This is a genomic window from Streptomyces sp. NPDC044921, assembly GCF_056432865.1.
This window is the reverse complement of the sequence record NZ_JBWKIF010000015.1, coordinates 162,360-175,665: the sequence shown is the minus strand read 5'-3', so window position 1 is coordinate 175,665 and position 13,306 is coordinate 162,360. Positions and strand designations below refer to the sequence as shown.

Below are 13,306 nucleotides of genomic sequence, written 5' to 3'. Positions count from 1 at the left end.
GCCCGGGGACGCGCGGAGCGCTTCACGGAAGCAACGATTCCAGCCCGCTCGGCAGGCCACTGGGCAACCCGCTCGGCAGATCGCTCGGCAGGTCACTGGGCAACCCGCTCGGCAGATCGCTCGGCAACCCCGTGGGAATGCCCAGGGACGGCGCGGGCGTACTGCCCGCCCCGTCCCCGGGCTGTTGGTCGCCCGGCGAGTCGTCCCGGCCCGAGGCCATCAGCACCACGACGGACACGGCCGCGACGGCCACGAGGAGGGCCAGCAGCAGGAGCAGTGGATTCCGGCGCCGGGGAGGCCGGGGCGGGTGAGGTGGTACGGGCGGCATGGTCATACCGACCAGGGTCGCCGCGGACCGCCCGGCGTGGGAGCGGCGCACGGGAGCTGATACGAACTCATGCCACGGACCGGATGGTTCCGGGCCATGACGAGCCCACCGTGCCGAGCATGACGAGCCCCGCACCCCTGGCATGACGAGCCCCCCCCCGGCCCCTCTCAGATGTGGGCGGGCCTGCCCCCGGGACCCGGAGCCCGCCGGACCCGCCGACCGGCCGGCGTGACCGGCCAGCGTGACCGGCCGCCTCGACCGGTCGGCGAGACCGGCCGGCGTGACCGGCCGGTCGGATACCACGCGCACGGCGTGGCCGGTCGGTCACCACGCGCGCCGCGTGCCGGTCGACCACCACGCTCGCGTCCGGGCCGACCGGGACCACACGCCCGCGCGCACGGCGTCAGCCGCGCGCCCCCAGCAGGTGGTCCATGGCCAGCTGGTCCAGACGCTCGAAGGCCATTCCGCGGGCCGCGGCCGCCTCCACGTCGAACGCCTCGAACGCCGAGCGGTCGGCGAGCAGGGCCTGCAGGCCGTCCGCGGCGGTGGGCTGGGCGAGCTCGTCCAGACGGGCCGCCCGCAGGGCCTCCTGGACCTCCGGGTCGGCGCGGAACGCCGCCGCGCGCTCCTTGAGGATGAGGTAGTTGCGCATGCAGCCCGCCGCCGAGGCCCACACGCCGTCCAGGTCCTCGGTCCGCGGCGGCTTGAAGTCGAAGTGGCGCGGGCCGGTGTAACCGGCCGACTCCAGCAGGTCGACCAGCCAGAACGCGGCCCGCAGGTCCCCGGCGCCGAAACGCAGGTCCTGGTCGTACTTGATGCCGGACTGGCCGTTGAGGTCGATGTGGAACAGCTTGCCCGCCCACAGCGCCTGCGCGATGCCGTGCGGGAAGTTCAGTCCGGCCATCTGCTCGTGCCCGACCTCGGGATTCACGCCGTACAGCTCCGGACGCTCCAGGCGCTCGATGAACGCCAGGGCGTGCCCGACCGTCGGCAGCAGGATGTCGCCGCGCGGCTCGTTCGGCTTGGGCTCGATCGCGAAGCGCAGGTCGTAGCCCTGGGAGGTGACGTACTCGCCGAGCAGGTCGAAGGCCTCCTTCATCCGGTCCAGGGCCGCACGGACGTCCTTCGCGGCGCCCGACTCGGCACCCTCCCGGCCGCCCCAGGCGACGTACACCTGGGCGCCGAGCTCGACGGCGAGGTCGATGTTGCGGATGGTCTTGCGCAGCGCGTAGCGGCGCACGTCGCGGTCGTTGGCGGTGAACGCGCCGTCCTTGAAGACGGGGTGCGTGAAGAGGTTGGTGGTGGCCATCGGGACCTTCATGCCCGTGGCGTCGAGCGCCTGCCTGAAGCGCTTGACGTGGGCCTCGCGCTCGGTGTCGCTCGAGCCGAACGGAATCAGGTCGTCGTCGTGGAAGGTGACGCCGTGGGCGCCGAGCTCGGCCAGGCGCTGCACCGTCTCGACCGGGTCCAGGGCACGCCGCGTCGCGTCGCCGAAGGGATCCCGTCCCTGCCAGCCGACGGTCCACAGGCCGAAGGTGAACCTGTCCTCGGGGGTGGGCTGGTAGCTCATGCCGCGGCTCCTTGCTCGCTGGGGTATTTCGTCATGCCGATTTACAAATTAGTATGCGAGCAGCTCTCTGGGAAGAGACAAGGTGCCTCCGGACGGAGACACGTGCCGCGCGCAGTAGGGAGAAGCCCGATGTCAGCAGCCGAGGGTCCGCTCGTCGTCGGCGTGGACTCGTCCACCCAGTCCACCAAGGCGCTGGTCGTCGACACGGCCACCGGCCGGGTCGTCGCGAGCGGCCAGGCACCGCACACCGTCTCATCAGGGGCCGGTCGGGAGAGCGACCCGCGCCAGTGGTGGGACGCGCTGTGCGAGGCCCTGCGCCAGTGCGGTGACGCGGCGCACGAGGCGGCCGCGGTGTCGGTGGGCGGCCAGCAGCACGGCCTGGTCACCCTGGACGACCGGGGCGAGCCGGTGCGCCCGGCCCTGCTGTGGAACGACGTGCGCTCGGCGCCGCAGGCGCGCCGGCTCACGGAAGAGCTGGGCGGGGCCAAGTTCTGGGCGGAGCGGACCGGAAGCGTCCCGGCCGCCTCCTTCACGGTCACCAAGTGGGCCTGGCTGGCCGAGCACGAACCGGAGGCGGTCCGCGCCACGAAGGCCGTGCGCCTGCCGCACGACTACCTGACCGAACGGCTCACGGGTCAGGGCACGACCGACCGCGGCGACGCCTCCGGGACGGGCTGGTGGGCTTCCGGGACGGAGGCGTACGACGAGGAGATCCTGGCGCACGTGGGACTCGCCCCGGCCCTGCTCCCCCGGGTGGTGCGGCCGGGTGAGGTGGCGGGCACGGTACGCGACAGCCACGACCTGCCGTTCTCCAAGGGGACGCTGGTCGCTCCGGGCACCGGTGACAACGCCGCGGCGGCCCTGGGTCTGGGCGTACGCCCGGGAACGCCCGTGATGAGCCTCGGCACCTCGGGCACGGTGTACGCCGTGTCGCGGCGCAGGCCCACCGACCCGAGCGGCACGGTGGCGGGCTTCGCCGACGCCCGCGGCGACTGGCTGCCGCTGGCGTGCACGTTGAACTGCACCCTCGCCGTCGACCGCGTCGCGACACTGCTGGGCCTGGACCGCGAGGCCGTCGAGCCCGGCACGGCCGTCACCCTGCTGCCCTTCCTGGACGGCGAACGCACGCCCAACCTGCCCAACGCCTCCGGCCTGCTGCACGGCCTGCGTCACGACACCACGGCCGGCCAGCTCCTCCAGGCCGCCTACGACGGCGCCGTCCACTCCCTGCTGGGCGCGCTCGACCTGGTCCTCGACGAGGACGCCGACCCTTCGGCGCCCCTGCTGCTGATCGGCGGCGGCGCCCGGGGCACGGCCTGGCAGGAGACCGTACGGCGGCTGTCGGGGCGTCCCGTGCAGGTGCCCGAGGCGAAGGAACTGGTGGCGCTGGGGGCCGCCGCGCAGGCGGCGGGGCTGCTGACCGGGGAGGACCCGGCGGCGGTCGCACGCCGGTGGGACACGGCGGCCGGGCCCGTGCTCGACGCCGTGGAGCGGGACGAGGAGACGCTGAACAGGATCGCCGGGGTACTCTCCGACGCGGCTCCGCTGCTGGAGCGGCCCACCGACACCCACTGAGGACTGGCGTCAGGCATGACCGCACCGCTGCACGAGACCCGTCCGGCCGGGCCGGGACGCTCGCCGCACGAGCCCCTCTCCGCCGGAGGGGGACGCGCGCTGCCCGACACCCAGCAGGGCATGCGCCGCCGCAACCTCGCCCGTGTGCTGCACGCCGTGCGCGCCGAGGGGCCGCTCTCCCGGGCCGCCGTCGCCTCGCGGATCGGCCTGACCCGGGCGGCGGTGTCCACCCTCGTCGACGAACTGATCCGCTCGGGACTGCTGGAGGAGCTCGGGCCGGAGCGTCCCGGGCGGGTCGGCCGCCCCGGCTCGGCGCTCGCGGTCAGCGGACGCGGTCCGGCCGGGATCGGTGCGGAGGTCGGCGTCGACCACCTCGCGGTCTGCGCCGTCGATCTGCGCGGCACGACCCGGGCGCGGGCGATACGGCAGGGCGCCAACCGCGGCCGCTCCCCCGGGCCGGTGCTCGCCGAGCTGACCGAACTGATCCGCCGGGTCGTCGCCGAGGCGGAGGACGAGGGCCTGTGGCCCGCCGGGCTCGCGGTGGCCGTACCGGGCCTGGTGGCACGCGACGCCCGGACCGTGGTCCGCGCCCCGAACCTCGACTGGCACGACACGGACCTCGGTGCGCTGCTGCCGGCGGACCTCCCGCTGACCGTGGACAACGAGGCCAACTTCGGCGCCCTGGCGGAACTCTGGCTCGGGGAGGACACCCCGCCCGACTTCCTGCACGTGTCGGCGGAGATCGGCATCGGCGCGGCGGTGGTCGTGGACGGCGGGCTGCTGCGCGGAACGCGCGGTTTCGCGGGCGAGCTGGGACACGTGCCGGTCCGGCCCGACGGCCCGGAGTGCGCGTGCGGCGGGCGCGGGTGCCTGGAGCAGTACGCCGGTGAGGAGGCGGTGCTGCGCGCGGCCGGTCTGGAACCGGACGAGGACCGGGTGGGACTGCTCGCGGGACGTGCGGCACAAGGTGACGCGGACGTCCGCCGGGCCCTGCGCGAGGCGGGCACCGCGCTCGGCATCGCCCTGACCGGCGCGGTCAACCTCCTCGATCCCGAGAGCGTGGTGCTGGGCGGGGAACTGTCCGGGCTGGCGCCCTGGCTGCTGCCCGCGCTCCGGGACGAGCTGGCCCGGCGCACCGCGGGCCCGGCCTGTCCCGTGTCCGTGTCGCGGCTGGGCCCGGAGGGACCGCTGCTGGGAGCGGCGCACTCGGTCGTGCGAGCGGTGCTGGACGATCCAGCGGCCGTCGCCGAGCGGGCCTGACCCGGCGTCCGGTGCCCGCCGGCCCGACAGCCCGCAGGCTCACGTCAGGAATGCGCAATCACCCCGTCGGGTGAGCGAGTTGTCCACAAGTCCTTGTCCGTCCACCGAAACGCATCGCGTCCTTCGGACCTTCCGGCACGCGTCGTACGTTGATCCACGCGGGCCACGACCGGCGGGCCGGGAGACACCCGGCCGCCGTTGCGCAGCCGAGCGCGTGACCTCCGCCCGCGGACCAGGAAGGCACATCGATGGACCGGACCACCTCCTCCCCCAGCAGGCGTCGCCTCCTCGCAGGAGCCGCTCTCACCGCCGTCCCCTTCACCCTGCTCCCCGGCACGGGAGCCGCGGCCCGGCCCCGGGCCGTCGATCACCCCGGAGCCGCGTGGCACCCGGCGAGCCGCGCCAACTACACGCCGTCCAACCGCCCACGGGCCCACCCGCTGCACTACGTGGTCGTCCACGTCGCGCAGACGACGTACTCCGGCACCCTGTCCGTCTTCCGCGACCCCCGGGAGAAGGTGTCCGCGCACTACGTGGTGCGTTCCGACGGGCGGGTGGCGCAGTGCGTGCGCGAGGCCGACATCGCCTGGCACGCGGGGAACTGGGACTACAACACCCGCAGCATCGGCATCGAGCACGAGGGCTGGGTGGACCGGCCCCGGTACTTCACCGACGCCATGTACGAGCGGTCGGCCCGGCTCACGGCGGCGATCTGCGCGCGCTACGGCATCCCCCGCAACCGCGCGCACATCATCGGCCACCACGAGGTGCCGGGCAGCGATCACACGGATCCGGGCCGGCACTGGGACTGGAAGCGCTACCTCAGACTGGTCAAGTCGGCCTGAGAGAACGGGCGGTGTCCCCTGGCCGTCGGCTCACGTCCCGGTTACGAATCGCTCAACCACTGGTTGCGGCGCGGTGAGCAGGCGACGATGGGAGCATGACTCTGGCCCAGCGCGCCCTGGAGCGTCTGCAGGCCTGGCCCGACCTGACGGCGGGCCCGGCGAGTTGCGGCACCGGACGGGCGCTCCGTTCCGTCCGCGACGAGATCGTCCACTTCCACTCGGACCGGGACGTGGACCTCCACCTCACCCGCCGGGCCATCCAGCGCTTCCACTACGACCTGTCCGGGTCGAGCGCGATCCACCTGGTTCCGGGATCGTGCTGGCTGACGGTCCATCTCGACTGCGAGGCGGACATCGACCTGCTGCTGACCCTGACCAGCAGCGCGCTCAAGGCCCACCAGACCCGGCCGGCCGCCGACCAGCCCGGGCCGTCCGGGTGCAACTTCCACCGGGTCACGGTGCTGCCGCGCGACGCCGTGGCGGGTGGCTGAGCCTTGGCGACTCCACGACCGGAGGACGCCAACGCCGCGGCCTGGCACACGTACGGCACCCACCACCTGAAGCGTGGCACGGTGCTGCCCGAAGCGGCCCGCGTCGACTGGGGCTTCGCGGGCGCGGGGCCGGGGGCCGAGGTGCTCGGGGAGCTCGCCGGGCGGCGGGTGCTGGACCTCGGGTGCGGTCCGGCCCGGCACGCCGCCCACCTGGTCCGGGCCCACGGCGCGCTGGTGGACGCGGTCGACGCCTCGGCCGGCCAGTACGAGCGGGCCCGCGCCCGGTACGGCTCCCTGCCGGGGCTGCGGCTGGTCCTGGCCGACGCGGTGGAGCACCTGCGCGCGGCGGAGCCGTACGACGTCGTCTACTCCGTCAACGCCGCCCCCTACCTCGACCCGCACCGGCTGCTGCCCGCCCTCGCCGGGGCGCTCCGGCCGGGCGGCCGGTTCTGCTTCACGGTGCTGCACACCAACTCGCGGGGCGACGGGCCGTCGGACCGGGTGGCGGCCCGGCCGGAGATCCTGCGGCTGGCCGGTGGCGGGGACGTCACGGTGCACATGTGGGTGCTCACCACCGAGGTGTGGACGGCCTTGCTCACCGAGCACGGCCTGCGCGTGGAGCACGTCGACGTGCTGGACGCTCCGGAGCCGGGCAACCGGGCGTCCTACCGGCTCTTCCGGGTGACGCGGCCGGTCCGGGTCTCCTCCCGGCCGCGCACCGCCGGGCCGCCGGTGGCGCACGCGGCGCTGGGGGTGGGCGCCATCCTGCACGGGCCGCGCGGGCTGCTGCTCGGGCGGCACCGGCACGGGACGTGGGAGCTGCCCGGCGGGACGGTGGAGCCCGGGGAGTCGTTGCAGGAGGCGGTCGTGCGCGAGCTCGGCGAGGAGACCGGTCTCGCCGCGCGCCCGGAGGACGTCCGGCTGCTCGGGACGCTGCTGGACGACGCGGGCGGTGTCGTCCGGGTGACGGTGGCCGCCCGGGTCACCGCCTGGCGGGGCGAGCCCGCGGACCAGCCCGGGGAGAGCGTGGGCCGCTGGCGCTGGTTCGCCCCGGACCGGCTGCCGGAGCAGCTCTTCGTGTGCAGCGCCCAGGCCCTCACCGCCTGGCGCCCTGATCTGCCGGTCGACCACGCGCCGGCGCGTTTCACGCCGTACGGCACCGGAACGGGCGACCGCTGAGGCACCCGGAGGGGTGCGTTTTTTCAGCCGTTCCCGCGTTGTCGGCGTTCAGCGGCCCTGACGGCCCGCGCGGTCTGGTGCACTGCCCCTGAGTGTCGGGACATCTGACGAGACATCAGGGGGCACGGTGACAGGTCGTCACAGACGCGGAGCGGGAAGAGCGGTTCTGGCGCTGCTCACGGCGTTCGGCGCGCTGGCCGGTGCGGGCCTGGCGGGCGCGGCACCGGCCGGCGCCGTCCAGAAGGCCGTGCGGATCGCGCCGGGCGTCACGTACGAGCAGTTCGACATCAAGGCGGCGAAGGGGGTGACGCACGCGCACGTGGTGCGGGCCGACCTGGGCAACCCGCAGGTGAAGGTGGACCTGCTGTATCCGGGGGCAGTGGCCGCCCGCGCACAGGTCTCGCGGATGGCCGATGCCCAGGGAGCGGTCGCCGGCGTCAACGGCGACTTCTTCAACATCAGCGAGACACAGCACCCGGGCGTCGAGGTGACGGGCGCGAGCGTGGGTCCGGCGATCGCGGCCGGGCGGACGCTCAAGGCGGCCGTGCCGAAGGGGCAGCGCTTCGGGCCGGCGCTTCCGCCGGGCACGACCACCGAGGACGTGTTCGGCGTCGGCACCGACGGCGTGGCCCGGCTGGACCGGCTGGCCCTGGACGGCTCGGTCCGCACGGCCGAGGGGCAGCTGCCGCTGCGCGGGCTCAACCAGTACGCACTGCCGGTCGGTTCGGTCGGGGCGTTCACGTCCGAGTGGGGCAGCGTCTCCCGGGTGCGCGCCACCTGCGGCACGGACACGAACCGGGCCGCGCCCTGCAGCACGGACACGTACGAGGTGACGGTCCGTGACGGCAAGGTCGTCTCGGCGGCCGACACCCCGGGCAGGGGTGCCATCGCCGCGGGGACCACGGTGCTGGTCGGCCGTGAGGCGGGCGCGCAGCAGCTGCGCAAGCTCTCCACCGGGGCGGCGGTGGAGGTCGAGCACCGTCTCGTGGCGGCCACGGACGGCGCCGCGTACCGCCTCGCGCTCGGCGGCTACCCGGTCCTCACGGGCGGACAGCCGCTGGCGGGGCTGGACGACACGACGTCGGCCGTCCGCACCGCCGTGGGCATCGCCGAGGGCGGGCGGCGGGTGCTGCTCCTCGCGCTGGACGGGGCCGCCGCCTACCGCAGCGGCCTGACGATCGCCGAAGTGGCCGCCACCATGCGCAAGCTGGGCGCCGACGACGCGTTCAGCCTGGACGGCGGCGGCTCGTCGACGCTGGTCGCCCGCAAGCCGGGGGCGAGCGCGGTCACGGTGCGCAACCACCCCAGTGGCGGTGCCGAACGGGTCGTCCCGAACGGCATCGGTGTGTTCTCGACGCCGTGAGGTCGGCGGCGCCTTTCAGGGCCGCAGGCTGCTGACGATGTCCGCCGTCGCCGTGAGGCCGCTGTGGATGGTGGGGGCGATGCTGGTGCTCGCCAGGTAGAAGCCGAGCAGCAGGCAGACCAGCGCATGGGAGACCTTCAGTCCGCCGTTGCGCAGGAAGATCACCGCCAGGATCACCAGCAGCAGCACCACAGAGATGGAAATGGCCATCGTCGACTCCTCCGCCACGCCGCCTTGTCCGGTTCACGGCGTTCGGCCGCAAGTGTGGCGTAGCGGAGGGTTGGTCCGGGCGGCTGACCTGTCCGCCGAACGTGTGGTGTCCGGCCCGTTCCCTACGCCGCCCGGCGGGCGCCCAGGAACGCCTCCAGTCCGGCGAGGTCGTCGGTGTTGAGGTGGTCGACGCCGGCGGCCAGCAGTTCGCCCCACAGTGCGTCACGGGCGGGCCCGGGCAGGTCCGGGGTCGCCCAGAAGCGCACCCTCTGGCCCCGCCGGTGGGCGGCCGTGACGATGCCGCGCAGCTTCTGCCGCTCGGCGTCGGGGAACGCGCCCACGCCCCGCCAGGTGAAGTTCAGCGTCCAGTTGTCGCTGATCAGCGGGTTGAAGGAGGCCGGGGTCTGGCTGCCGAGGTCGGCGAGGCGACCGTCGTAGAAGGCACGCCGGACGCGCTGGGCCTCCATGGGGGCGCGGGCGGCGCGGTCGCCGGAGATCACGGCGGTGACCGGGCCGCGGTGGACGCGGCCGTGGACGTACGTGGTGAACAGGTGACGGTAGCGCCGCAGATGGCGGTCGAGTTCCAGGTACGTCGACGAGCCCTCGGTCTTGATGTCGATCAGCAGTTGCAGCGATCCGCGGTGACCCCGGTACACCGAGCCGTGGTTGGCCCGGACGCGGGCGGTGAGCGGGTCGAGGTAGAGGGACTCCAGCGTGCGGGACGGGTCGAGGTCCTCCGGGTCGTGGGCGACCAGGAGCTGGTCGCCCACGAGGTGGATGTCGGCCTCGACGCTGCCGAAGCGGTGGTCGAGGGCGTCGAACAGCGGGCGCGGGTGCTCGTAGTCGTTGTGGGCGTGGGCGCGCCACAACGGGCGTGGGCGGTGGCCGCGTTCACCGGCCAGCGCGGGGGCGGCGGGAAGGGCGATCGAGCCCGCGAGGGCCGCGCCGAGGGTGGTGAGGGCTCTGCGACGGGTGGTGAGGGCCATGCTCTGCCTCCCTGGAGGTGCCTACGGGAACCCTGCGAGTATGGGGTCGCGGCAGCTGCAAGAGGCAGGGCCGGGAGCGGAGTTGGCCGGACCGCCGCCGTGCGTTCACTTCCACGGGGCACGACGCGCCGAAAAGCCCGCCCCGGGTGGGGCGGGCTCGACGCGCGGGTCGGGCCGGGCGTTCCCGGACGCCGGTCAGGTGGGTGTCAGGGAGCCTGGAGGTCCACCAGGCGGGCGAGTGCCTCGCGGTGGGCGCCCGCGGTGCCGTAGGCGATCGAGTCGGCCTTCGCGCGCTTCAGGTACAGGTGGACGGGGTGCTCCCAGGTCATGCCGATGCCGCCGTGCAGTTGCAGGGCCTCCTCGGCCGCGTGGACCGCGACGGGCGCCGCGTAGGCCTGGGCGACGCCGACCGCCACGTCGGTGTCCTCACCGGTCGTCAGGGCGTCGGCGGCGTTGCGGGCGGCGGCGCGGAGGTTGACGACCTCCAGCCAGAGCTGCGCGAGGCGGTGCTTGAGCGCCTGGAATCCGCCGACGGGCCGGTTGAACTGCTTGCGTTCCTTGAGGTAGCGGACGGTCTCCGTCAGGGTCCAGTCGGCGAGGCCGAGCTGTTCCGAGGCGAGCAGTCCGGCTCCGGCGCGCAGGGCGCGGCGGACGGCGGGTTCGGTGTCGCCCAGGAGCCTGCCGCGCGCCCCGTCGAGGGTGACGGTGGCGAGGGGCCGGGTCAGGTCCAGGGAGGTCTGCGGCATGACGGTCGCGGCGGCGGCGTCGACCGCGTAGAGGCCGCCGTCGTCGGCGGGCACGAGCAGGACGTCCGCGACGGCGGCGTCGGCGATTCCGGTCAGTTCGCCGTGCAGCAGGCCGTTCTCCTGCCGGACGGTGCGGTGGGCGGCGCCCGGCGCGACGTTGAAAGCGACCGCGAGGGCGGCGATCGCGGTCCCGGCCGCGAGTTCGCGGAGCAGGTCGTCCGCGCCGCAGTCCAGCAGTGCCTCGGTGGCGACGACCGCGCTCGTCAGATACGGCACGGGCGCGACCGCGCGGCCCAGTTCCTCCAGCACGACGGCGGCTTCCCGGTGGGTGGCGCCCTGACCGTCGAGTTCCTCGGGCACCAGCAGTCCGGCCAGGCCCATGCCGTCGGTGAGGGCCTTCCACGCGGCCAGGTGGTGCGGGGCGTCCGACTCCGTGCGGGCGATGACGCCGGGCGCGTCGCAGTGGTCGGTGAGCAGGGCGCGGACGGCCGCGCGGAGCGCCTCTTCCTCCTCGGAGTACAGCAGATCGCTCATCGGGCCAGGTCCTTCCAGGCGACGTCCTTGTCGGTGCGCGGCTCGGGGGGCAGGCCGAGGACGCGCTCGGCGACGATGTTCAGCAGGACCTCGCTGGTCCCGCCCTCGATGCTGTTGCCCTTGGAGCGCAGGTAGCGGTAGCCGGCCTCACGGCCGGTGAAGTCGACCAGCTCCGGGCGGCGCATGGTCCAGTCGTCGTACAACAGGCCCTCTTCGCCGAGGAGTTCCACCTCCAGGCCGCTGATCTCCTGGTTGAGGCGGGCGAAGGCCAGCTTCATGCCGGCGCCCTCGGGGCCGGGCTGGCCCGCGACGAGCTGCTGGCGCAGCCGCTCGGCGGTGAGGCGGGAGACCTCGGCCTCCACCCACAGTTTCAGCAGCCGCTGGTGCAGGTCGTGGGTGCGCAGTTCGGGGCGCTCACGCCAGGTCTTCGAGACGGGGCCGATCATGCCGCCCTCGCGGGGCAGCCGCATGCCGCCGATGGCCACGCGCTCGTTGTTCAGGGTGGTCTGCGCGACCTTCCAGCCGTCGCCGACCTCGCCGAGGCGCCGCGTGTCGGGGATGCGCACGCCGGTGAGGAACACCTCGTTGAACTCGGCCTCGCCGGTGATCTGCCGCAACGGCCGCACCTCGACGCCCGGGTCGGTCATGTCGCACACGAAGTAGGTGATGCCGCGGTGCTTGGGCACGTCCGGGTCGGTGCGGGCGATCAGGATGGCCCAGCGGGCCACGTGGGCGCTGGACGTCCAGACCTTCTGCCCGTCGACGACCCACTCGTCGCCCTCACGCACGGCGCGGGTACCGAGGGCGGCGAGGTCGGATCCGGCGCCGGGTTCGCTGAACAGCTGGCACCAGACCTCCTCCCCGGTCCACAGTGGCCGCAGGTAGCGCCGCTTCTGCTCCTCGGTGCCGTACTGCAGGATGGTCGGCGCGGCCATGCCGAGGCCGATGCCGATGCGGCGCGGGTCGTTGTCGGGCGCTCCGGCCGCGGTCAGTTCGGCGTCGACGACGGCCTGGAGGGAGCGGGAGAGGCCGAGTCCGCCGAGGCCCGGGGGGAAGTGCACCCAGGCGAGTCCGGCGTCGAAGCGGGCCCGCAGGAAGTCCAGGCGGTCGGTGGAGGCCGGCGGGTGGGCGGCCAGCAGCTTCCGGGTCCTGTCGCGCAGTTCCTCGGGGGCGGTCATGCTGCCTCCTCCATCACGACGGCGACCCGGCCGGTGGTCAGGCCGTCCGCCACCTTCTGCACGGCGGCGGCCGCCTCGCCGAGCGGCACGCGCTCGCTGACCAGCGGCCTGATCGCGCCCCGGGCGGCCAGTGCGGTGAGTTCCTCGTGGCAGCGCCGGACCAGCTTCGGGTCCTTGGTGTTGTACAGGCCCCAGTGCAGCCCCAGGATCGAGTAGTTCTTCACCAGGGCGTGGTTCAGGCCGGGGCTGGGGATGGTGCCGCTGGCGAAGCCGACGACGACGATCCGGCCCTCGAAGGCGACCGTCTTGGCGGACTGGGTGTAGGCCTCGCCGCCGACCGGGTCGTAGATCACGTCGGCGCCCCGGCCGCCGGTGGCCTCCTTGACGGCGGCCACGACGTCCTCGCAGCGGCGGTCGATCACGACGTCGCAGCCGAGCTCCTTGGCGACGGCCGCCTTCCCGGAGCCGCCGACGACACCGATGACGGTGGCGCCGGCGGCCTTGCCGAGCTGCACGGCCGCGCTGCCGACCCCTCCAGCGGCAGCGTGGACGAGCAGGGTCTCCCCGGCCCGCAGGGCGGCCCGGCGGTGCAGGCCGAACCAGCCGGTCTGGTAGCCGATGTGCAGGGCGGCGGCCTCCGCGTCGTCCAGGGCCTCCGGGGCGGGCAGCAGGGCGGCGGAGTCGGCGACGGCGTACTCGGCGAAGCCGCCGTGGGGCAGCGCCGGGTTGGCGATCACCCGGCGGCCGTCCTCGGTCTCGCCGCAGATCTCCACGCCCGGCGTGAACGGCAGCGGCGGCCTGACCTGGTACTGGCCGCGGCACAGCAGGGCGTCCGGGAAGTTGACGTTCGCGGCGCGCACCTTCAGCAGGACCTGGCCCTCACCGGGCGTGGGCGGCTCCGCCTCCTCGAGCCGCATCACCTCGCTCGGCTCGCCGTTCTCGTGCACGTGCCATGCCTGCATGCGGTGCCTCCACGGGGGGACTGCGTCGTCTGACCGGGGTCGACCGCATACTAAGCGGTCGCTTGCCGATCAGGGAACC

Annotated in this window: 13 protein-coding genes; 6 read left to right on the top strand and 7 right to left on the bottom strand. The window is 74.2% G+C overall.

Features of this window, described 5'->3' with window-relative positions; translation table 11 throughout:
• Window positions 1-22: 22 nt before the first annotated feature.
• Window positions 23-334 carry a hypothetical protein gene (locus AC07DA_RS23860; protein WP_479130216.1) on the bottom strand — a complete coding sequence of 104 codons (312 nt, stop codon included), beginning with the start codon at window positions 332-334 and terminating at the stop codon, window positions 23-25.
• 397 nt (window positions 335-731) lie between these two features.
• Entirely contained in the window at window positions 732-1,898 is a 1,167-nt protein-coding gene (gene xylA / locus AC07DA_RS23855; RefSeq protein ID WP_479130215.1) for a xylose isomerase, read from the bottom strand.
• A 129-nt stretch (window positions 1,899-2,027) separates the two neighbouring features.
• Here xylA and xylB point away from each other — a divergent pair, with 129 nt between their 5' ends.
• From xylB to AC07DA_RS23825, 6 genes are all read left to right on the top strand, one after another.
• The gene (gene xylB, locus AC07DA_RS23850) at window positions 2,028-3,473 is read left to right on the top strand and encodes a xylulokinase (RefSeq protein ID WP_479130214.1); all 1,446 of its coding nucleotides are present in this window, start codon (window positions 2,028-2,030) and stop codon (window positions 3,471-3,473) included.
• A 15-nt stretch (window positions 3,474-3,488) separates the two neighbouring features.
• Complete coding sequence (locus AC07DA_RS23845; RefSeq protein ID WP_479130213.1) at window positions 3,489-4,733, top strand: ROK family protein; 1,245 nt, start codon at window positions 3,489-3,491, stop codon at window positions 4,731-4,733.
• A gap of 248 nt (window positions 4,734-4,981) precedes the next feature.
• Window positions 4,982-5,578: an N-acetylmuramoyl-L-alanine amidase gene (locus AC07DA_RS23840; RefSeq protein WP_479130211.1), complete on the top strand. Its 597-nt coding sequence runs from the start codon at window positions 4,982-4,984 to the stop codon at window positions 5,576-5,578.
• Between the two features lie 95 nt (window positions 5,579-5,673).
• A complete protein-coding gene (locus AC07DA_RS23835) occupies window positions 5,674-6,069 on the top strand; it encodes a luciferase domain-containing protein (protein WP_479130210.1) in 396 nt (131 codons plus the stop codon).
• Between the two features lie 3 nt (window positions 6,070-6,072).
• Window positions 6,073-7,248, top strand: coding sequence for a bifunctional class I SAM-dependent methyltransferase/NUDIX hydrolase (locus AC07DA_RS23830; protein WP_479130209.1), 1,176 nt, complete (start codon window positions 6,073-6,075; stop codon window positions 7,246-7,248).
• Between the two features lie 127 nt (window positions 7,249-7,375).
• Window positions 7,376-8,611, top strand: coding sequence for a phosphodiester glycosidase family protein (locus AC07DA_RS23825; RefSeq protein WP_479130208.1), 1,236 nt, complete (start codon window positions 7,376-7,378; stop codon window positions 8,609-8,611).
• Between the two features lie 15 nt (window positions 8,612-8,626).
• Here AC07DA_RS23825 and AC07DA_RS23820 read toward each other — a convergent pair whose 3' ends face one another.
• The 5 genes from AC07DA_RS23820 to AC07DA_RS23800 form a co-directional block, all read right to left on the bottom strand.
• A complete protein-coding gene (locus tag AC07DA_RS23820) occupies window positions 8,627-8,821 on the bottom strand; it encodes a hypothetical protein (RefSeq protein ID WP_031114944.1) in 195 nt (64 codons plus the stop codon).
• Between the two features lie 122 nt (window positions 8,822-8,943).
• A complete protein-coding gene (locus AC07DA_RS23815; RefSeq protein WP_479130207.1) occupies window positions 8,944-9,807 on the bottom strand; it encodes a phosphatidylinositol-specific phospholipase C/glycerophosphodiester phosphodiesterase family protein in 864 nt (287 codons plus the stop codon).
• A gap of 206 nt (window positions 9,808-10,013) precedes the next feature.
• Window positions 10,014-11,087 (bottom strand): acyl-CoA dehydrogenase family protein, encoded by a 1,074-nt coding sequence (locus AC07DA_RS23810; RefSeq protein WP_479130206.1) that lies wholly within the window; start codon window positions 11,085-11,087, stop codon window positions 10,014-10,016.
• Window positions 11,084-12,265, bottom strand: a complete 1,182-nt coding sequence (locus AC07DA_RS23805; protein WP_479130205.1) for an acyl-CoA dehydrogenase family protein — start codon at window positions 12,263-12,265, stop codon at window positions 11,084-11,086. The genes AC07DA_RS23810 and AC07DA_RS23805 overlap by 4 nt, the downstream gene beginning before the upstream one ends.
• Complete coding sequence (locus AC07DA_RS23800) at window positions 12,262-13,227, bottom strand: NADPH:quinone oxidoreductase family protein (protein ID WP_479130203.1); 966 nt, start codon at window positions 13,225-13,227, stop codon at window positions 12,262-12,264. Before AC07DA_RS23800 ends, AC07DA_RS23805 begins: the two co-directional genes overlap by 4 nt.
• Between the last annotated feature and the right edge of the window lie 79 nt (window positions 13,228-13,306).